Raw genomic sequence first — 20,435 nt, 5'->3', positions numbered from 1 at the left:
ATGGGACAGAGACAGGCAGAGATTCAGCGGGAGCTGCAGGAATGGCTGGGGACGCCCTATGTGCATCAAGCCTCGCAAAAGGGGGCAGGGTGCGACTGTCTTGGGTTGGTGCGCGGGGTTTGGCGGGCCGTATTGGGGCAGGAACCGGTCGAGGTGCCGCCCTATACCGCCGACTGGTCCGAGACTGATGGGCAAGAGACCTTGTGGCAGGCGGCACAATCTCATCTGGTGTCCAAACCCCCCGAAGATCGACAACCGGGCGACATCCTGCTGTTCCGCATGCGCTCGGACGCGGTGGCCAAGCATCTTGGCTTTGTCAGCCGCATCGGGCCGGCCCCGTCGTTTATCCATGCCTATAGCGGGCATGGTGTCGTCGAAAGCCCGCTTTCGACCCCTTGGGCGCGCCGCATTGTGGCGTGTTTCGAATTTCCTGAAAGGACAAGCTGATGGCGACGATACTTCTTTCTGCCGTGGGTGCTGCGGCTGGTGCCTCGATTGGTGGCGGTGTTCTGGGGCTGTCTTCGGTGGTCATCGGCAAGGCCATTGGGGCCACGATTGGTCAAACCATCGACAACCGTATTTTGGGCGCTGGCTCTGACCCGATCGAAACGGGGCGCGTGGACCGGCTGCGTATGAGCGGCGCGTCCGAAGGGACCCCGATTCCGATGATCTATGGGCGGGCGCGTTTGGGCGGGCAGGTGATCTGGTCCACCCGTTTCAAGGAAAACACCACCACAACCGGGGGGGGCAAGGGGCTGGTCAAACCGCCAGAGCCTGAAGTCACGACCTATAGCTATTCAATCAGCTTGGCCGTCGCGCTGTGCGAGGGTGAAATCACGCGTGTTGGCCGGATCTGGGCTGATGGCAACGAAATCGAGAAAAGCGACCTGACCATCCGTGTCTACAAAGGCACCGAGGACCAGTTGCCCGATCCCAAGATCGAAGCCGTCAAGGGTGCGGGGAAGGCACCGGCCTATCGCGGGATTGCTTATGTGGTGATCGAGGATCTAGACGTCACGCCCTTTGGTAACCGCGTGCCGCAGTTCAGTTTCGAGGTCTTCCGCCCTGAACAGCCCGGTCAGGACAAAGAGGTCGCGCGCGGCACGCAGGCCGTGGCATTGATCCCGGGGACGGGTGAATACGCAATGGCGACCACCAAGGTGCATTACGACGCAGGTCCGGGCGTCAGTGGCGGATCGAACCAAAACAGTCCCTCGGGCAAGACGGATTTTGTCACGTCGTTTCAGCAGCTGCGGGATGAACTGCCCAACTGTAAGAACTCGGCTTTGGTCGTGTCGTGGTTTGGCAATGACCTGCGCTGTGGATCGTGTCAGATCCAGCCGCGGGTCGAGCAACAAGACATGGATGGCAAGCCCATGCCGTGGACCGTCAGTGGTGTCGCACGTGCTCAGGCTGGGCTGGTGCCACGTGACGAAGACGACCGCCCGGTTTATGGCGGGACGCCCTCGGATCAGGCGGTGAAAGAAGCCATCGCCCATGCGTCGCAGAATGATCACAAAACCACCTTCTATCCGTTCATTCTGATGGAGCAGATGGAGGGCAACACGCTGTTTGATCCTTGGTCGGCTCAGATCGGGCAGCCCGCTTTGCCGTGGCGTGGCCGGATTACCACCGTGCTTGCTCCGCATCATCCCGGATCGCCTGATGGGACGACGGGGGCCGTGTCGCAGGTGAATGCGTTCTTTGGCACCGCGCAGCCTGGCGATTTCACCGTGACAGACGATGGGGTGGACTATACCGGCCCGGTTGAGTTCTCGTATCGCCGCTTCATTCTGCACTATGCGCATCTCTGTGCCTCTGCCGGGGGCGTGGATGCCTTCCTGATCGGGTCAGAGCTGCGCAGCCTGACCCAGATCCGTGGGCCGGGGAACAGCTTCCCGGTGGTCGAACAGCTGATCCAGTTGGCGGAAGATGTGCGCGGGATTCTTGGGGCCGAGACCAAGATCTCTTACGCCGCCGATTGGTCGGAGTATTTCGGCTATCAGCCGCAGGACGGGACGGGGGACGTGTTCTTCCACCTCGACCCGCTGTGGAGCCATGACGAGATCGATTTTATCGGCATCGACAATTACATGCCCCTGTCCGATTGGCGTGATGGATTGGACCATGTGGATGCGGCCTATGAGGCGATCTATAACCTCGACTATCTCAAGGCCAACATCGAAGGCGGCGAGGGGTTTGATTGGTACTATAAAACCCCCGAGGCGCGCGATTTACAGATCCGCACCCCGATCACAGATGGCGCACATGGCGAGGACTGGGTCTATCGCTATAAAGATCTGCGCAGTTGGTGGGAGAAGTCGCACCACAACCGCGTCGACGGCGTGCGCGATCCGATCCCGACCGATTGGCTGCCCGGATCGAAGCCGTTCTGGTTTACGGAAATCGGATGTGCCGCAATCGACAAGGGCACCAACCAGCCCAATAAGTTTCTGGACCCCAAAAGCTCGGAAAGTTCGCTGCCGCGCTATTCGAATGGTCGCAGGGATGATCTGATGCAAGCGCAATACTTGCGTGCCATTTACGAGTACTGGGGCGACGGGGCCAACAATCCGCATCACAGTGCCACCGGCGTTCAGATGCTGGATATGAGCCGCGCCCATGTCTGGGCATGGGACACAAGGCCGTTCCCGCATTTCCCCAATCGGAAGGGGCTGTGGAGCGATGGGGCGAACTATGAACGCGGGCATTGGCTGAACGGACGTGCGTCGTCGCGGTCGTTGGCCTCGGTGGTGAGCGAAATCTGCGAGCGTTCTGGAGTGACGCGCTATGATGTGTCCAAGCTTTATGGTTTGGTGCGTGGCTATGTGGTGGACCAGATCAGTGGGGCGCGGGCAGCGCTCCAGCCGCTCATGCTGGCCTATGGGTTTGAAGTTTCGGAACGCGAAGGGGTTCTGATCTTTGCATCACGTACAGGGCGGCCTGACCACATCTTGGACCCCGAGAAGATAGCGCTGTCACCTGAACGCGACACCACCCTTGAACGCATCCGTGCGCCCGAGGCTGAGATCGCCGGACGTGTCCGTTTGAACTATATTGAAAGCGGTGGGGACTATGACATCCGTGCGGTCGAGGCGATCTTCCCGGATGAAACCAGCTATACGGTCTCGACCTCGGAGATCCCGCTGATCCTGACCCGCGCCGAGGCGCGTGCCATCACCGAACGCTGGCTCTCCGAGGCTCGCGTGGCGCGGGATAGCGCCAGCTTTGCGCTGCCGCCGTCGGAACTGTCCAAAGGGGCAGGGGATGTGCTGAAACTGGAAACCGACGCCGGGACCGAGCATTTCCGTGTGGACCATGTCGAGCACGCAGGTGTGCAGAACATCCGCGCTGTACGGGTCGAGCCGGGCTTGTTTCTGCCGTCGGATAACGTCGAACCCGCTTCTGCGGTGAAACCTTATATTCCTGCCGGGCCGGTTTTTCCGATCTTCATGGATTTGCCCCTGCTGACGGGCGAAGAAGTGCCCCATGCACCGCATATCGCCGTTACGGCCGAGCCGTGGCCGGGTAACATTGCGGTCTACCGCTCGGCCAGCGACAATGGCTATCTACGGATTGACAGCGTGACGGCACGGTCGATCATCGGGGTCACCGAAACCGAACTGCTTGCCGCGCCTACGGGTATGCTGGACCGCGGACCTGCTTTGCGCGTGAAACTCTCCTCGTCCGACACGCTGTTCTCGGTGTCCACGGATGATCTGCTGAATGGGGCGAATGTGCTGGCGATTGGGGATGGAACACCAGAGAACTGGGAGATCCTGCAGTTCGCGACGGCAGACCTTGTGGGCGAGCAGACCTATGACCTTGGCCTGCGTTTGCGCGGGCAGCAGGGAACGGATGCAACCATGGCGTCCTCGTGGCCCATTGGCAGCTACGTGGTCATTCTTGATGGTAAGCAGACTCAAGTTCCGTTGGCGTCGTCGGCGCTTGGATTGAACCGCCACTATCGCATTGGCCCGGTACGCAAAGCCTATACGGATGATAGCTATGTGCACATCGTGCAGGGCTTCAACGGCATTGGCCTGCGCCCCTATCGGCCCGTGCATCTGACCGCGCGAGATGAGGGCGGGGATCACCAGTTCGGCTGGATCCGCCGCACACGGATTGACGGGGATCCGTGGGGCGAGACCGAGGTGCCGCTGGGCGAAGTTGATGAACGTTATCGTCTGCGGATACGAGACGGAGCCACCGTTCTGCGAGAGGTGGACGTCACCGGCCCAAGTTGGTCCTATGACGCCGCGCAGCGCAGTGCCGATATGGCGCCCAGCACCTATACGCTCGACGTGGCACAGATATCCGAGCGGTTTGGGCCGGGGCCATATGCGCAGTTGCAGGTGACGCTCTAAATGCGGCCGGTACTGCCCGGTGATGCAATGGCCGCGGCCTGTGCGCTTCTGGCGCTTGGGCCGCGTAGGCGGCCCGGTGCAATGCTTGCGATGCTTCAACGTGCCGATGCTGCGGATCGATATCGTCGGGCGCTGGGCCGGGTGCATCCGCGCTGGGGAAATGGCAGTTTGGGATCGGTCGCCATGTCTCTGCCGCGACAGGCCGAACCCTTCCACGATGATCCCGAGTTTCTGGACTGCCTTCTGACGGTCTATGCGGCCCTGAAAGCGCGCCATAAGCGCCTTACCCGGCGGCGCAGCTAACACATTTCGGGGCGGTGGGGTCCAGATCCAACCGCCCCTTCGCGATCTCTTCTCCGCAATCCTCGCAATACCCGAACTCGTCGTCGTCAATCCGAGCCAAGGCCGCAATGATCCTGTGGCGCTGGGCAGTGCGGCGGGTCTGTGTGGCTTTAGCCATCGCCTGATTTTGCAGCGCATCCATCCGCGACAACCGCCCGACCGCCTGTTGATCCAGCGTCACCACCTTCTGTCCCTCAGCCCCACGCGCATCATCACGGTCCAGCTCGTCCAACTCGGACAGCAATCGTGCTTTGAATTTGGCAAGGTCATCTGGGGTCACGATTATTTCAGGCGCTTTCCGGCTTTGCTTTTTTGAAATTCAAGCCTATCTGGTGTATCCTAAGCGTGCAACGCAGGAGACATCATGGCCGAGAAACGCGCAATCCTTACCCGGATTGATCCGGTTTGGGATCGGATCACCGACGAAGCCAAGCAAGCTATCGCCGAAGAACCGCTTCTGGGCGGTCTGATTGGTGCCTGTGTGCTGCATCACAAAACGCTGGAAAAGGCGCTGTCCTATCGCTTTGCCGCCAAGCTTAGCTCGAACGAGATGAGCATGGTGCTGCTGCGTGAAATTGCGGACGAAGCCTATGACAGCTGCGCCGAACTGGCCGAGGCGGCGCGCGCCGACATCACGGCCGTTCTGGATCGCGACCCGGCCTGCCACCGCATGTTGCAGCCGGTCCTGTACTTCAAGGGCTTCCAGGCGATGCAGGCCTATCGTCTGGCGCATTACCTGTGGAAGGAAGGGCGCAAGGATCTGTCCTATTTCATCCAGATGCGCTGCTCCGAGGTCTATGGCATCGACATCCACCCCGGCGCGCGGATTGGCCGTGGCATCATGATCGACCACGCGCACTCCATCGTGATCGGTGAAACCGCTGTGGTGGGCGACAATGTCTCGATGCTGCACTCGGTCACGCTGGGCGGGACCGGCAAGGAAGACGAGGATCGCCACCCCAAAATCGGCGACGGCGTGCTGATCGGGGCCGGCGCCAAGGTTCTGGGCAACATCAAGGTCGGGGATTGCTCGCGCATCGCGGCGGGCTCGGTCGTGTTGGAAGAAATTCCCTGCAACGTCACCGTGGCAGGCGTGCCCGCCAAGATCGTGGGCGAGGCTGGATGTGACTGCCCGTCGGTCGAAATGGACCAGACACTTATCCAATAAGTAGATCTGCGCCGGTTGCCGTGCAGGCGATCGGCGGATTTCCGCAAATTTGCGCTAAATCAATGTAAAGCTTCAGAAGTTTCATCTAAAGAAGCCCAGTGATAACCTGGGAGACCCCGAAGATGAAGCAAATCTGGCTTGCCACCGTGGTGGCGTTTTCTGCAGTGTTTTTGGTAGCAGTGGCCGGTTAATCGTTGTGAAGACGACCTGAACCACGGGTCCAATCAGCACAGCACTCAGAGGCAGAAAAGAAAGACCGCACAGACGGTCAAAAGACAAAAAGGGCGACGCATCTGCGCCGCCCTTTTGTGTGTCTGGGGGATTAGGCCGACAGCTGGTCGAAGGCTTCCATGGCGCGTGCGCCATACATATAGCCGGGGCCACCGCCCATCAGGATCGCAACAGCCACGGTCTCGGCCATTTCTTCGCGGGTCACACCTGCTTTGATGGCCGCACGGACGTGGAAGCCGATGCAGTCGTTGCACTGTTTGGCGATGCCGATGGCAATGCACTGCAGCTCTTTGTCTTTGACCGACAGCGCACCGTCTACCAACGCGGCCTTGTGCATGGTGCGGAAGCCATTGGCACCGTCTGCGTGCGCGGCTGCAAAGGATTTTGTGTTCTTGGTGGTGTCGTCCAGCAGGGCTTTGAAGTCCATGAAGTCTCTCCGAAATTGACTGTTCGGAAAAGCAAATGGCCCAAGGCGAGCTGTCCCGCCTTGAGCCATGTCAATAAATTCGCGATTGCGAATGCTTATGCCAGCATCGACATCGGGTTTTCCAGATTGTCGACGATGGCTTGCAGCAGGTTCGCCCCAACGGCCCCGTCAATCACGCGGTGATCGACCGACATGGTGACGCTCATCACCGTCGCGACGGTCAGTTCACCATCTGCGCCCACAATGGGTTTCTTCACGCCCGCGCCGACGGCCAGAATGCCCGCATGCGGCGGGTTCACGATGGCGTCGAAATTATCGATGCCAAACATACCCAGGTTCGAGATTGCGAAGCTGCCGCCCTGATACTCGGTCGGGGCCAGCTTGCGCTCACGGGCGCGCGACGCCAGATCTTTCATCTGGGTCGAAAGGCTGGACAGCGACTTCTGATCCGCATCTTGCAGGACCGGCGTGAACAGACCGCCTTCGATCGCAACGGCAACTGCCACGTCCGAGGCCTTCATCTGCAGCACACGGTCGCCTGCCCAAACGGCGTTGGCTTCCGGCACGGCCTGGAGCGCGTTGGCGACCGCTTTGATGATGAAGTCGTTGACCGACAGTTTCACACCGCGCGCTTCCAGCTGTTTGTTCAACTGGCTACGGAAGGCCAGCAGCGCATCCAGCTTGATGTCGCGACGCAGATAGAAATGTGGGATGGTCTGCTTGGCTTCCGACAGGCGGGCGGCAATGGTCTTGCGCATCCCGTCGAGGCTGATTTCCTCGTACTCGCGGTCCTGATACATGGCAGCCACCATATCGGCCGAGGGGCCGGTGGGCGCCGCAGCAGCAGGTGCAGCCGCCGGAGCCGCAGCAGCGGCAGGCGCCGCTTTCGGAGCCGCAGTCGCATTTTCCACATCCGCTTTCACGATCCGACCTTTCGGGCCCGAGCCAGTGATCTGCGTCAGGTCCAAACCCTTGTCAGCTGCGATGCGACGGGCCAATGGGGACGCGAAAATGCGTGTGCCATCAGCAGCCTGCGGGGCAGGGGCTGCGGGCGCGGCAGCAGCGGGTGCCGACGCTTCCACCGCCGCAGGGGCGGCCTCAGCCTCGGCAGCAGCAGGCGCTGCGGGTGCGCTTGCGGCGATGTCGTCCGCGCTTTCACCTTCTTCCAAAAGCACAGCAATGGCAGTGTTCACTTTCACCGCTTCGGTGCCTTCGGCCACAAGGATCTTGCCGATGATACCTTCATCAACGGCTTCGAATTCCATCGTCGCCTTGTCGGTTTCGATTTCAGCAAGCAGGTCACCCGACGCGACCTCGTCACCTTCTTTGACCAGCCATTTTGCCAGCGTGCCTTCCTCCATCGTGGGGGACAGGGCGGGCATCAGAATTTCGGTTGCCATGTCTCGGTCTCCTTAACGATAGGTCACGGCTTTGGCGGCTTCGACCACCTCGGCGGTGGTCACAAGTGCCAGCTTTTCAAGGTTGGCTGCGTAGGGCATCGGAACATCCTTGCCCGTCAGGTTGATCACCGGCGCGTCCAGGTAATCGAACGCGCGTTCCATGATCTGCGCGGTGATGTGGTTGCCAATCGATGCGACCGGCCAGCCTTCTTCCACCGTGATGCAGCGGTTGGTTTTCTGGACCGAGCGGATCACCGTGTCGTAATCAATCGGGCGCAGGGTGCGCAGGTCGATCACTTCGGCCGAGATACCCTCTTCCGCCAGCTTATCAGCCGCTTCCAGCGCGTATTTCATGCCGATGCCGAAGCTGACGATGGTCACATCCGAGCCTTCACGCCAGATGCGCGCCTTGCCGAACGGGATGGCGTAGTCGTCCATCACCGGCACGTCGAAGCTTTGACCGTAGAGCAGCTCGTTTTCCAGGAACACAACGGGGTTCTGCTCGCGGATCGCGGTTTTCATCAGGCCTTTTGCATCCGTTGCCGAATACGGCATCGCCACATAAAGACCGGGGATCTGCGCGTACCACGCGGCGTAATCCTGCGAGTGCTGCGCACCCACGCGGGCAGCGGCACCGTTCGGGCCACGGAAGACGATCGGGCAGGACATCTGACCGCCCGACATATAGCGGGTCTTGGCGGCGGTGTTGATGATGTGGTCGATCGCCTGCATGGCGAAGTTGAAGGTCATGAACTCGACAATCGGTTTCAGACCGCCAAACGCCGCACCCGTTGCCAGACCGGCAAAGCCGTGCTCGGTGATCGGGGTGTCGATCACGCGCTTGGCGCCGAATTCGTCCAGCAGACCTTGGCTGACCTTATAGGCACCTTGGTATTCCGCGACCTCTTCCCCCATCAGGAAGACGGTGTCGTCGGCGCGCATCTCTTCCGCCATCGCGTCGCGCAAGGCTTCGCGCACCGTGGTCGAGCGCATTTCGGTGCCTTCCGGGATTTCCGGGTCGGACAGGTCTTCCGAGGTGATCGGTTGCGCAGCAACCGGGGCGGCTGCCGGCGCAGCAGCAGCAGGGGCTTCCGCTGCCGGGGCAGGGGCCGACGCGACGTCGTCTGCGCTTTCGCCTTCTTCGATCAGAACGGCGATGGGGGTGTTCACCTTCACGCCTTCAGTGCCTTCTGCGATCAGGATCTTGCCGATGATGCCTTCATCAACAGCTTCGAATTCCATCGTCGCTTTGTCGGTTTCGATCTCGGCAAGGATGTCGCCCGATGCGACTTCGTCACCTTCTTTGACCAGCCATTTTGCCAGCGTGCCTTCCTCCATCGTGGGGGACAGGGCGGGCATCAATACTTCAGTAGCCATATCGTGTTCTCCTCTGTCCTAGGCTTAGGCGTAAATATCGGTCCACAGCTCCTCGAGCGCGGGCTCGGGGCTGGTTTTCGAGAATTCGGCGGCGTCATTCACGACGGCCTTGATCTCTTTATCGATGGCCTTCAGGTCATCCTCGGACGCATGTTTACCCTGCAGCAGAAGCTCGCGCACATGTTCGATGGCGTCGCGTTCTTCGCGGACTTTCTGAACCTCTTCGCGGGTGCGGTACTTGGCCGGGTCCGACATCGAGTGGCCGCGGTAGCGATAGGTTTTCATTTCCAGAATGTAAGGGCCTTTGCCCGAGCGGCAGTGCGCGGTCGCGCGCTCGCCGGCTTCCTTCACGGCCATGACGTCCATGCCGTCCACCGCTTCGCCGGGGATGCCGAAAGCTTCGCCGCGGGTATAGATGTCGGGGGTGGAGCTTGCCCGCTGCAGCGAGGTGCCCATGGCGTAGTGGTTGTTTTCGATCACATAGATCACCGGAAGCTGCCACAGCGAGGCCATGTTGAAGCTTTCATAGACCTGACCTTGGTTGGCCGCACCGTCACCGAAATAGGCAAAGGTTACGCCGCCATTGTCCAGATACTTATCTGCGAAAGCCAGACCGGTGCCAATCGGCACCTGTGCGCCAACGATGCCGTGGCCGCCGTAAAAGTGCTTCTCTTTCGAGAACATGTGCATCGAGCCGCCTTTGCCGCGCGAATAGCCGCCTTCGCGGCCGGTCAGCTCGGCCATGACGCCTTTCGGGTCCATGCCGCAGGCCAGCATGTGGCCGTGGTCGCGATAGGATGTCAGGCGCTTGTCGCCTTCTTTCGCGGCGGCTTCCAGGCCGACAACAACGGCCTCCTGACCGATGTACAAGTGGCAGAAGCCACCGATCAGGCCCATCCCATACAGCTGGCCCGACTTTTCTTCGAATCGACGGATCAGAAGCATCTCGCGATAGTATTCGAGAAGCTCTTCTTTAGATGTGTTTGATTTTGCGGTCTTTTTCGGAGCGCTTTTCCGAGCTGCCATGCGGCGTCCTCCTCCTGGCGTCATCTGGCTTAGAGTAATAGTTTAGTGTTAAACTATCTTATACAGACTTCATCCTCACCGGTCGACAAAAACTTGCAGAACCTTGCGCGGGGCAGGGTTGCGCCAGACGCAAGGCTTGCGCTTCTATAAGATTACAAAGGGAAAATCGCGCGCTGTTTAGCGCAGAACGACCTCGTCCGCGCGCACAACACCCAGCACATTGCGGGCTTGTTCGTCCAGAAGATCCAGATCCAGATAGTCGTCGGACAGGCGTTTGGTGCGATTGCGAAGATCAGCGATCTGAGCCGAGAGCGCATCACGCTCTTTCAAAAGCGCTTGCGTCTCGGCCTCGATCTGTACGCGCCGGAACAATCCATAGTCGCCCTGCACACTGGCAAACGTGAAGTAAAGGCCAAGGCCAACGGCCCCGACAAAGTAGATTACTCCACCAATTCCAGTCTGTGCGCGAGGTGCGCCCATAGGTCTCCTGCCTGTATGTACTGCCTCTTGCCCACCTCTTTTCGGGCGGTGCAAGAAGACTATGCCATAGGTGATTCGGCTTGTGAATCCCAAAAACGAATCGGTTGGAAAGTTTTTTCGGGCGTCAAAGAAAAACGGCCCGCAAAGCTGCGAGCCGTTTCAAAATGCAATCAAAGCAGGGGCTTATCCGGCGATGGAGGCCTGATAGATGCTGTCGATGGTATCCGCGATGGTGCCGTTGAATTCGTCATCCGATTGGCCCGCCGACAGGCCTTCGGTCAACGCACGCGAGAAGCTGGCGATCATGCCAGTGTTCTGCGACAGGCGCGTGTTGGCTTCTTCGCGTGAATAGCCACCCGACAGGGCCACAACCGACGCCACGCGCGGGTGGTTCACCAGCGATTTATAGTGGTTGGCGGTTTCCGGCAGGGTCAGTTTCAGCATGACGGTCTGGTCATCCGACAGTGCGTCCAGCTGGGCGGTCAGCTCGGCCAGCAGGATGTCTTCCGCCGCTGCCTTATCTGCGATCGAGATCGTGACCTCGGGCTCGATGATCGGCACCAACCCGTGACCGATGATCTGCTTGCCGACTTCAAACTGCTGGGCGACGACGGCTTTGATGCCGTCCGTGTTGGCCGCATTGATGACCGAGCGCATTTTGGTGCCGAATACGCCTGCTTTCACAGCGCGTTCGCACAGAGCGTCCAGTTCCGGCATCGGCTTCATTACTTGTACGCCGTTCTCTTCATCGGCAAGGCCCTTGTCCACTTTCAGGAAAGGCACCACGCCGCGCTCGTCCCACATATAGGTGGCGGTCGGCTTGCCGTCGATCTGACGGTCCATGGTCATCTCGAACAGAATCGCGCCGATCACTTTCTCTCCGGTAAAGGCGGGCGCCTGCGCAATACGCGAGCGCATGGCGTGGATCAGGTCATACATCTCGGCATCGCCCGAGTATGCATCTTCTTCGATGCCATAAAGGCGCAAAGCTTTCGGGGTCGATCCGCCCGACTGGTCCAGTGCTGCGATGAAGCCCTGACCGGCTTTGATCTTGTCCATTTGTGCTTGGTTCGGCATGTCGATCCCACGTGTGAATAAAGGTCTGAATTACCCCGTTCATAGGCGAGGGCGCGCGGGCATGCAATTCTGCTGGCGCTAACAAATGCACGTAGCAAGGGGTGAGGGGCAAGGTTGGATGAAACGGATATGGGCCTTGCCCCTCGGCAACGGGCGCGAAGGGAACTTGGACGGCGCAGGGGAACTCTGGCCGACACGCGCCGGTGCGTTCGCGATTACGCGGGTTACTTGGTCAGGATCAGCTTTCCGGCGCGGGTGATGGTCAGCGTATAAATCATGTCGTTCAGCACGATGCGGGCAGTCTTGCCGCTTTGCGTCAGATCCAACGCATCATGTTCGGGCGGAGCGGTCCGCAAGGCGGTTTCAAATGCGGCGCTGGTGATGGGGGCGGTCATGTGCGGTCTCCTTCAAGGATGGCGTCGATCCACGCGGCCAGAGCTTTCAAACCGTGGACAAAGGGGATGGGGTTCGGAATGTCGGTGCGGGCGGTTAGCTGCCCGCGGTGAAAGTCAGTCATATGTCGCGCTCCTGATGATATGGGGCTGGTGCCCCTCAGGCCTCCGGCTGATCGCAGTGGGTGCGACTGGCTGATAAATAATACTTATAAAAATAGTCAGGTATTAGTCAAGCGGGAAATACGCAACAAAAAACGCCCCGCGCATTTCTGCGTAGGGCATTGAAAGAATGATATTTTCGGGGATTGGCTTAGCCCAAAGCGGCGACGCCGGGCAGGGTCTTGCCTTCCATCCATTCCAAAAACGCACCACCAGCGGTTGAGATATAGGTGAAGCGTTCGGCAGCACCCGCCTTGTTCAACGCGGCCACAGTGTCCCCGCCACCCGCGACCGAGGTCAGGTTGCCCGCTTCTGATAGCTCAGCCGCTTTCAGGGCGGCTGCGTTGGTGGCGGCGTCAAACGGCTCGATCTCGAACGCGCCAAGGGGGCCGTTCCAGATCAGCGTGTTGGCGTGTTCGAAGACGTCCGAGATCTTGGCAACCGCTGCGGGGCCTGCGTCCAGGATCATCGCATCCGATGGGCAGGCGTCGGCGGCGACGGTTTCATTGGCGGCGTTGGCGGCGAATTCGCGGGCGACGACAACATCCGATGGCAGAATAATCTCGCAGCCAGCTTCTTGCGCTTTGCTCAGGATCTCTAGCGCCGTGTCGGTCATGTCATGCTCGGCCAGAGATTTTCCCACATCGATGCCTTGTGCCGCAAGGAAGGTGTTGGCCATGCCGCCACCGATCACCAGATGATCCACCTTCGCAACCAGATTGCCCAACAGATCCAGCTTGGTCGAGACCTTGGCGCCGCCAACCACGGCAACCACCGGACGTACCGGCTCGCCCAGAGCGGCCTCAAGCGCCGACAGTTCGGCCTGCATCAGGCGACCGGCGCAAGAGGGCAGAAGGCGGGCAACGCCCTCGGTCGAGCCGTGGGCGCGGTGGGCGGCCGAAAACGCGTCATTGCAATAGATATCGCCCAAAGCGGCCAGAGCGGCGGCAAAGGCGGGGTCATTCTTGGTTTCCGCCGCGTGATAGCGGGTGTTTTCCAGCAGCAGAACCTCGCCCGCCTCAAGTGCGGCAACGGCTTGTTTGGCAGGCCCGCCAATACAGTCCTCGGCAAACTTCACCGGGCTTCCAAGGGCGGCTTCAAGGGCAGGGCGCACGACAGACAGGCTCATATCCGCCACGCGTTCGCCTTTGGGGCGGCCAAAGTGGGCCAGTAGAACCGGCTTGCCGCCAGCGGCCAGAATATCGCGGATGGTAGGCAGGATGCGCTGGATGCGGGTGTCGTCGGTCACCACGCCATCTTTCACCGGCACGTTGATGTCTACACGGGTCAGAACGGTTTTGCCGTTCAGGTCCATCTCGTCGAGTGTTTTCCAGGCCATCGGTCCCTCCATTAGGTGTCGGGCGTGTTGCACACCAAAAGCACGCGCGGGTCAACAGGCGTGGCGAAAAGAAGCCCGTCTGCCCTTCCATCTTTTCGCCCGCGTGCTTAGTTTGGCGCCAACGAAACACATAATCTTAGAAGGAGGCCCCGATGGCCGAATATAAAGATCCCGAAAACACCATCCTGATGGAGCTGAAAGACGGCACCGTGGTGATCGAACTGCTGCCCGACGTGGCCCCCAAGCACACCGAGCGCATGAAAGAACTGGCCCGCGCGGGCGAATATGACGGCGTAGTCTTCCACCGCGTGATCGACGGCTTCATGGCCCAGACCGGCGACGTAAAGAACGGCAAAGACGCGACCATGCTGCGCTACGCAGGCACCGGTGGGTCGGACCTGCCGGATCTGCCGGCTGAGTTCTCGAAACTGCCGCACGACCGTGGCACGCTGGGCGCTGCCCGTTCGCAGAACCCGAACTCGGCCAACAGCCAGTTCTTCATCAACTTCAAAGACAACCACTTCCTGAATGGTCAGTACACGGTTTATGGCCGCGTGACCTCGGGCATGGAGCATGTCGACGCCATCACCCGTGGCGAGCCGCCTGCAAGCCCGGACATGATGGTTTCGGTCAAGGTCGCTGCAGATGTCTGACGACAGCTATACTTCGCGCGAGCGTCGCACCTTCTGGGCCGCGTTTCTGGCAGGCGTGGCGCTTGTGGTCGGCTATGCGGTCTATACTTTATGGCCGCAAAACTTTGAGCCGAACGCCGCAATCGCGCAAAGTGACTTCCCCAAGGTCGAGATCACCGTCGCCGGCGAAGCCAATGGCGTGATCGAGATCACCTTGCGCCCCGATCTGGCCCCTGAACATGTCGAGCGGATCATCACTCTGGCCAATGAAGGCACCTATGACAACGTGGTCTTCCACCGTGTCATCGATGGCTTCATGGCACAGACTGGTGATGTTGAGTTTGGCAAGGCCGACGGCAATGGAGGCCGCGCAGGCATGGGCGGATCGTCCTACCCGGACCTGAAGGCCGAATTCACGGACGAGCCTTATCTGGCTGGCACCGTGGGCATGGCCCGCTCGCAAAGCCCGAACTCGGCCAACAGCCAGTTCTTCATCATGTTCGCCCCTGGCGATTTCCTGAACGGGAAATACACTGTGGTGGGCAATGTGACCGGCGGCTTTGACGTGGTGCAGGCGATCAAGCGCGGCGAAGGCCCGAACGGGTCCGTGCTGGGTAAGCCCGACGTCATGACCTCGATGCGCGTGGTCGAATAACTTCGCGCACGAATGCTCAAACCCTCGTGAGGGGGGCTATGGGGCCGCTTCTTTCTCTGTCAGGCTGGGTCTGTCCGAGAAAAGGAGCGGCCTTATGCGTATTCTGATGACCATGCTTGCGATCACCGTTGGGCTTTGGGCGCAGGATCTGCGCGCCAATCCGATCCAGTGGGAACGCGAGTTTCCGAAAACCGATTTCACACAATCCAATATTGGCGGCTGGAACGAAATCCTGTCGGGCGGTCCCGGTCGCGACGGCATCCCAGCGCTCTCTGACCCAGCCTTTCGCAATGCCAGCGATGAAACCCGCATCGGCCCCCGCGAACCTGTCCTGACGGTCGAGATCCAAGGCGCGACCCCGCGCGCCTATCCGCTGCGCTATCTGACATGGCATGAAATCGTGAATGACACTGTCGGCGGTGTGCCCGTTGCTGTGACCTTTTGCCCACTCTGCAATTCTGGCATGGTCTTCGACCGCCGCGTCGGCGGGCAGGAGTTGACATTCGGCGTGACGGGCAAGCTGCGTGCCTCGGACATGGTGATGTATGACCACCAGACGGAAAGCTGGTGGCAACAGGCACTGGGGGAGGGGATCGTTGGCAAACACACCGGCACCCAGCTGAAGCAATTGCCTGCCTGGATGGAAAGCTGGGCCGAGTTCGTCCGGCGCAACCCTGACGGGCTTGTCATGGACCAACCTCGCGCCAACCGCTCCTATGGCCGCAACCCCTATGCGGGATATGACAGCCGCAACCGGCCTTATGGTTTCTTCACCGGTGAACAACCTCCCCATGGCGTCCCCGCACTGGCCCGCGTCGTCCGCGTCGGCGACCGCGCTTGGCCCGTCGCGCGCCTGTCGAAAGAAGGCGAGATCACCGAGGCGGGCGTGACCATCAGTTGGACTGCAGGACAGGCCTCGGCCTTGGACACGGCGCAGATCTCAAAAGGGCGCGACGTGGGCACGATCCGCGTGCGGGATGCGCAGGGAAGGGACGTCCCGCATGATGTGCTCTTCGCCTTTGCGTTCCATGCCTTCTGGCCAGACGGGGAGTGGATGCTAGGGGGCTAGATGTCGTTCGCGATGCGTCGCGATTTCTCGACCGCCGCCTCCAGCCCATCACGGACTACACGCTCGATCCCGGCAGCTTTCATCGCCTCAAGCCCCGCTGCCGTGGTCCCGGCATAGTCGATCATCCATTGAACCTGCTGGGCAGGAGAGGGGCCACCGGCTCCTATCTCTTGCCCCGCCGCCAAGAAAAGCTGCCGCACGGCGCGCTCGGCCACATCTGCGTTTACGCCCTGATCACGCGCGAACCCGATCATAGCATCCGCAAACAGCGCGACGAACCCGGGCACTGGGCCTGCAATCGCAGTGAATACATCCAGTTGCGCCTCATCCGTCAGAGCATCCGTCTGCCCAATCGCACCGAACAGACTTTCGGCCACCGTACCATCGCCCTGCGCACCTGCACCCAACACGTAAGGGGAATAGGCCAACCGCCCAGCCGCAGCCGGGCTCGACATGGCCCGGATCACCCGGTCATGGCCCGCGATCTCGGCCATCTGGGCCAAACTCACCCCGGCCATGACGGACAGAACCAATTTACCCTTGGCCTGAAGGCGCAGCGCTGTCGCATTGGCAGGTGGGACAGACAGAAGAATGACGTCGCAAGCCGCGACCATCTCGTCAATGCCCGAAACCAACCGCACCCCGTCCGGCAGATCCCCCCGAACACCACTTCGGTTCGCCACAAGGATCTGTTCAGCAGGAAGCGCATTGGCCTGCACCAGCCCGCGAATGATCGCGCAGCCCAATTGCCCGCTGCCTCCGATCACTCCTAAAACCAAATCGCCAAGCATCGCCGCCCCCATCCTCTTGCCAGAAATACCTTGGGGTGAATGCGCGAAGCGCAGAGGGGCAACGCCCCTAACCCCTTAGCGGTTGCCGCGCCGGGTAAACTTGGCCGCATCCTCGGCCGCGCGCCGGATGGCTTTCGACTTGTTCACCGTCTCTTCATATTCGGCCTCGGCATCGCTGTCATAGACAACCCCGCCACCGGCTTGAATATACAGCTTCTCGTCCTTCACGACAGCGGTGCGCAGGGCGATACACATGTCCATATCGCCACCCGCGCTGAAATAGCCCAAGCCGCCGCCATAGACGCCACGCTTCTCGGGTTCCAACTCGTCGATGATCTCCATTGCGCGGACCTTTGGCGCGCCGGACACGGTGCCCGCGGGCATCCCCGCCATAAACGCCGACAGCGCGTCCTGATCATCGGCCAGCTCGCCCACCACGTTTGATACGATATGCATCACGTGGCTGTAGCGCTCGATGATGAACTCTTCGGTCGGGCGCACGGTGCCAATCTTGGACACTTTTCCCGTGTCGTTGCGCCCCAGATCCAACAGCATCAGATGCTCGGCCAGCTCTTTCTGGTCGGCCAGCAGATCGGCCTCCAGCGCTTTGTCTTCCTCGGGCGTCTTGCCGCGCGGACGGGTGCCTGCGATGGGGCGGATGGTGACCTCGCCATCAAATACGCGCACCAGAATTTCCGGGGACGCGCCCACGACCTGAAAGCCGCCGAAGTTGAAATAGAACATGAAGGGCGAGGGGTTAGTGCGCCGCAGGCTGCGATAAAGCGCAAAGGGCGGCAGCGGGAAGTTTTGCGTCCAGCGTTGGCTGGGCACGACCTGAAAGATGTCACCTGCGCGGATGTATTCCTTGGCCTTTTCGACCGCCGCCAGATAGTCGGGCTTGGCGAAGTTGGACACCAGCGGACCAAGCTCTTGCGCTTCGCCCAGATCGCGTGTCTCGCCCGCCGTGCCGCGATCCAGATCACGCAGCGCGTCCATCACACGCTCGGCAGCCTGCGCATAAGCAGCCTTGGCCGTCAGGCCCGAACTCACGAAGGCGGGTGAAACAAGCGTCACGTCGCCCTTCACGCCGTCCAGAACCGCCACGACCGACGGGCGCATCATCACCGCATCCGGCACGCCAAGCGGGTCGGGGTTCACGTCGGGCAGATGCTCGACCAGACGGATCATGTCATAGCCCAGATAGCCAAACAGCCCGGCCGAGGCCTGCGGCAGATCATCCGGCAGATCAATCGCGCTTTCGGCCAGAACGGCGCGGAAGGCGTCCAACGGATTGCCTGGCATGTCCTCGTAGGCCTCTGCATCAAACCGCGCCATGCGGTTTACGCGGCTTGTTTCGCCCCGGCATTCCCAGATCAGGTCCGGTTTCATGCCGACGATCGAGTATCGACCGCGCACTTCACCACCCGTGACACTTTCCAGCATAAAGCTGTCACGGCGGGCCTCGGTCAGTTTCAGCATCAGGCTGACCGGCGTGTCCAGATCCGCGGCCAAGCGCGTATAGACCACTTGGTTTTTGCCAGCATTCCAACCGGCTTCGAACTCTTTGAACGAGGGCGTAAGGGCCATGTATGTCTTCCTGGTCCGAGGTTACTGGAACTGTGCGTTCACGGCGTTGATCATCGGGCGGTTCAGTTCGATCCCCGCCTTGGTTTGAACGGCGCGCGCAAAGGCGTTCTCGATGTCGATGGCGATTTCCTGCGCGGTTTGGGCTGCGAAATTGGCCTTGATCGCGGTGGCTTCATCGCTGTTTTGGTCGACGGGTACAACCGCGTCCAGACGCACAAGGATCACACCGTCAGCCGAGGGCACGACCTGCCAGTCACCGGCGTCCATCGCGAAGACTTCGGTCAGGAAGGCGGGCGGGGTGCCTTCGACAAAGGCGTCGCGCTCTTGGCCTCCTTCAACCACTTCGGTCAGCCCGAGCGAGGCAAGGCTTTCGCCACCTTCCAGCGACGGGATCATGGCGCGGGCTTCCTCGGCCAGAAGCGCCAGACGCTTTTCTGCCTGCCAACCCGCCAACACGGCCTCGGTCACTTCGGCCTGATCCTGCACGCGCGACGGCTCCAACGCATCAACGCGCAGGGCAAAGACGCCGCCATCGGACATCAGCGTGATTTCCGGGAAATCGCCGTCAACGGCAGCGCTCGCGGCCTCGCGGAAGGCTTCATAAGCAGCAATGCCGTCCGAGGTTTCGGCCGTCCAGTCGATCTGTTCCAGCACCATGTTGTGGCTTTCGGTGATCTCTTCCAGCGTCGCGCCACCGGCCATCAGATCATCCAGCTCCGCCACCATGTCGCCCACCCGACGGCGGGCCACATCCGAGGCCAGTTCAGCGTTCAAGTCATCGCGCACGTCCTCGAACGGGGTGTTCTGGGCCACAAGGATGGCGTTCACGCGATACAGCGCCGGGCCAAGATCGCTGGGGGCAGGGCCAGCAATTCCGGTCTCAGTCAAAGCAAAGACTGCATCCCCGGCGGCACCCAGCTGGGCTTTGGTTTGGTCACCCAGATCAATGTCCGACAGGGTCAGATCACGGGCGGTAACCAAGGCTTCAAAGCTGGTGTCGCCCGCGGCAATCGCGTCAGCCGCAGCCTGCGCTTCAGCTTCGGTGCCGAAGACCAGACGTTCGACCAGACGGCGCTCGGGCTGGTTGTATTCGTCGGACCGCTCGTCATAGAGCGCCTTGATCTGTGCTTCATCCACTTCGATCTCGCTAACCAGCGACTGCGGGTCCAGCCACGCATAGGTGATCTTCTTGGTCTCGGGCAGGGTGAAGGCGGTCGGGTTCGCGTCGTAATATGCCGTCAGCTCGGCCTCGGTCGGTTCGGGCAGGTCGGTCGTCAGCTTGGACACGGGCAGCTCGGCCCAGGTGAAGTTCCGAGCCTCGCGCGCAAACGCATAGAGCGTGTCGACATAAGTGTCGTCAGCGGCAATGCCATTGGTCACGGCAGCTTGTAGGATCTGGCGGCTGACTTCCGAACGCAGGGACTGTTCAAAACCAGCGGCGGTCAGGCCCGACTGCTCCAGCGCAAAGCGATAGCTTTCGCGGTCGAACTGCCCATCCACACCGGCAAAGGCGGGAATGTCGACGATGCGTGCGCGCAGATGATCATCGCCCACCGAAATTCCAAGACGCGCGGTCTCGTCTTCCAGCGCGACAGCGGCGATCACGCGGGCCAGTACCTGCTGATCCACACCAAAGGCCTGTGCCTGCTGCATGGTCAGGCGTTGACCGGTCTGCGCCTCGAACGCGTTCAGCTCGGACTGAAGCTCGCGCGAATAGCGGCGCGCGTCGATCTCGGTGTCGCCCACCGTGCCAATCGACCGGCCTGAGCCTCCGAAATTCGTGGACCCGAACCCTACGAGTCCCACCATCACCAGACCCATCAGGATCCAACCGAAGGTACGAGAAGCCTTGCCAGTCGCCATGGACGCTTTCCTTTTCATCAGACTGTTAACGGGGTTTGTAGGCGGTTCAT

Annotated in this window: 20 protein-coding genes; 7 read left to right on the top strand and 13 right to left on the bottom strand. The window is 60.7% G+C overall.

Annotated elements, in window-relative coordinates; genetic code table 11:
* Genes Q0677_RS05785 through Q0677_RS05775 form a run of 3 tightly spaced genes read left to right on the top strand, consistent with a single transcriptional unit; the run spans position 1 to position 4,670 of the window.
* A complete protein-coding gene (locus Q0677_RS05785) occupies positions 1-447 on the top strand; it encodes an NlpC/P60 family protein (protein WP_298906983.1) in 447 nt (148 codons plus the stop codon).
* Entirely contained in the window at positions 447-4,367 is a 3,921-nt protein-coding gene (locus Q0677_RS05780) for a glycoside hydrolase TIM-barrel-like domain-containing protein (protein WP_298906981.1), read from the top strand. Before Q0677_RS05785 ends, Q0677_RS05780 begins: the two co-directional genes overlap by 1 nt.
* Complete coding sequence (locus tag Q0677_RS05775; protein ID WP_298906978.1) at positions 4,368-4,670, top strand: hypothetical protein; 303 nt, start codon at positions 4,368-4,370, stop codon at positions 4,668-4,670.
* On the opposite strand, the gene Q0677_RS05770 is transcribed toward Q0677_RS05775, so the two are convergent.
* Entirely contained in the window at positions 4,651-4,989 is a 339-nt protein-coding gene (locus Q0677_RS05770) for a TraR/DksA family transcriptional regulator (protein ID WP_298906975.1), read from the bottom strand. The two genes, Q0677_RS05775 and Q0677_RS05770, sit on opposite strands and share 20 nt — an antisense overlap.
* 84 nt (positions 4,990-5,073) lie before the next feature.
* On the opposite strand from Q0677_RS05770, the gene cysE reads away from it, so the two are divergent.
* On the top strand, positions 5,074-5,877 hold the full coding sequence (gene cysE, locus Q0677_RS05765; RefSeq protein WP_133486540.1) for a serine O-acetyltransferase: 804 nt from the start codon (positions 5,074-5,076) through the stop codon (positions 5,875-5,877).
* Between the two features lie 322 nt (positions 5,878-6,199).
* On the opposite strand, the gene Q0677_RS05760 is transcribed toward cysE, so the two are convergent.
* From Q0677_RS05760 to Q0677_RS05720, 9 genes are all read right to left on the bottom strand, one after another.
* Positions 6,200-6,535, bottom strand: a complete 336-nt coding sequence (locus Q0677_RS05760) for a carboxymuconolactone decarboxylase family protein (protein ID WP_298906972.1) — start codon at positions 6,533-6,535, stop codon at positions 6,200-6,202.
* Positions 6,536-6,630: 95 nt separating this feature from the next.
* A complete protein-coding gene (locus tag Q0677_RS05755) occupies positions 6,631-7,935 on the bottom strand; it encodes a pyruvate dehydrogenase complex dihydrolipoamide acetyltransferase (RefSeq protein ID WP_298906969.1) in 1,305 nt (434 codons plus the stop codon).
* Between the two features lie 12 nt (positions 7,936-7,947).
* Positions 7,948-9,312 carry a pyruvate dehydrogenase complex E1 component subunit beta gene (locus Q0677_RS05750; protein WP_298906966.1) on the bottom strand — a complete coding sequence of 455 codons (1,365 nt, stop codon included), beginning with the start codon at positions 9,310-9,312 and terminating at the stop codon, positions 7,948-7,950.
* Between the two features lie 24 nt (positions 9,313-9,336).
* The gene (pdhA, locus tag Q0677_RS05745; RefSeq protein ID WP_298906963.1) at positions 9,337-10,338 is read right to left on the bottom strand and encodes a pyruvate dehydrogenase (acetyl-transferring) E1 component subunit alpha; all 1,002 of its coding nucleotides are present in this window, start codon (positions 10,336-10,338) and stop codon (positions 9,337-9,339) included.
* Between the two features lie 177 nt (positions 10,339-10,515).
* A complete protein-coding gene (locus Q0677_RS05740; protein ID WP_133486550.1) occupies positions 10,516-10,818 on the bottom strand; it encodes a septum formation initiator family protein in 303 nt (100 codons plus the stop codon).
* A 183-nt stretch (positions 10,819-11,001) separates the two neighbouring features.
* Positions 11,002-11,877: a fructose bisphosphate aldolase gene (locus Q0677_RS05735; protein ID WP_298906957.1), complete on the bottom strand. Its 876-nt coding sequence runs from the start codon at positions 11,875-11,877 to the stop codon at positions 11,002-11,004.
* A 242-nt stretch (positions 11,878-12,119) separates the two neighbouring features.
* Positions 12,120-12,290: a hemin uptake protein HemP gene (gene hemP, locus Q0677_RS05730; RefSeq protein ID WP_298906955.1), complete on the bottom strand. Its 171-nt coding sequence runs from the start codon at positions 12,288-12,290 to the stop codon at positions 12,120-12,122.
* Complete coding sequence (locus tag Q0677_RS05725) at positions 12,287-12,412, bottom strand: hypothetical protein (protein WP_298906952.1); 126 nt, start codon at positions 12,410-12,412, stop codon at positions 12,287-12,289. Before Q0677_RS05725 ends, hemP begins: the two co-directional genes overlap by 4 nt.
* 188 nt (positions 12,413-12,600) lie before the next feature.
* Positions 12,601-13,788, bottom strand: a complete 1,188-nt coding sequence (locus Q0677_RS05720) for a phosphoglycerate kinase (RefSeq protein ID WP_298906949.1) — start codon at positions 13,786-13,788, stop codon at positions 12,601-12,603.
* Between the two features lie 152 nt (positions 13,789-13,940).
* On the opposite strand from Q0677_RS05720, the gene Q0677_RS05715 reads away from it, so the two are divergent.
* The 3 genes from Q0677_RS05715 (at position 13,941) to Q0677_RS05705 (ending at position 16,144) form a co-directional block, all read left to right on the top strand.
* A complete protein-coding gene (locus tag Q0677_RS05715) occupies positions 13,941-14,441 on the top strand; it encodes a peptidylprolyl isomerase (protein WP_298906947.1) in 501 nt (166 codons plus the stop codon).
* Complete coding sequence (locus Q0677_RS05710; protein WP_298906946.1) at positions 14,434-15,075, top strand: peptidylprolyl isomerase; 642 nt, start codon at positions 14,434-14,436, stop codon at positions 15,073-15,075. The genes Q0677_RS05715 and Q0677_RS05710 overlap by 8 nt, the downstream gene beginning before the upstream one ends.
* 94 nt (positions 15,076-15,169) lie before the next feature.
* Positions 15,170-16,144 carry a DUF3179 domain-containing protein gene (locus Q0677_RS05705; RefSeq protein ID WP_298906944.1) on the top strand — a complete coding sequence of 325 codons (975 nt, stop codon included), beginning with the start codon at positions 15,170-15,172 and terminating at the stop codon, positions 16,142-16,144.
* Here Q0677_RS05705 and Q0677_RS05700 read toward each other — a convergent pair.
* The 3 genes from Q0677_RS05700 to Q0677_RS05690 form a co-directional block, all read right to left on the bottom strand.
* Positions 16,141-16,935: a pyrroline-5-carboxylate reductase dimerization domain-containing protein gene (locus tag Q0677_RS05700; RefSeq protein ID WP_298906941.1), complete on the bottom strand. Its 795-nt coding sequence runs from the start codon at positions 16,933-16,935 to the stop codon at positions 16,141-16,143. The genes Q0677_RS05705 and Q0677_RS05700 overlap by 4 nt on opposite strands.
* 75 nt (positions 16,936-17,010) lie before the next feature.
* On the bottom strand, positions 17,011-18,522 hold the full coding sequence (gene trpE / locus Q0677_RS05695) for an anthranilate synthase component I (RefSeq protein WP_298906938.1): 1,512 nt from the start codon (positions 18,520-18,522) through the stop codon (positions 17,011-17,013).
* A gap of 21 nt (positions 18,523-18,543) precedes the next feature.
* Positions 18,544-20,385, bottom strand: a complete 1,842-nt coding sequence (locus tag Q0677_RS05690) for a peptidyl-prolyl cis-trans isomerase (RefSeq protein ID WP_298906935.1) — start codon at positions 20,383-20,385, stop codon at positions 18,544-18,546.
* Positions 20,386-20,435 lie beyond the last annotated feature (50 nt).

The sequence above is a fragment of the uncultured Aliiroseovarius sp. genome, from assembly GCF_947492455.1.
Taxonomy (GTDB): Bacteria; Pseudomonadota; Alphaproteobacteria; order Rhodobacterales; family Rhodobacteraceae; genus Aliiroseovarius.
This window is presented reverse-complemented; position numbering and strand designations above follow the sequence as displayed.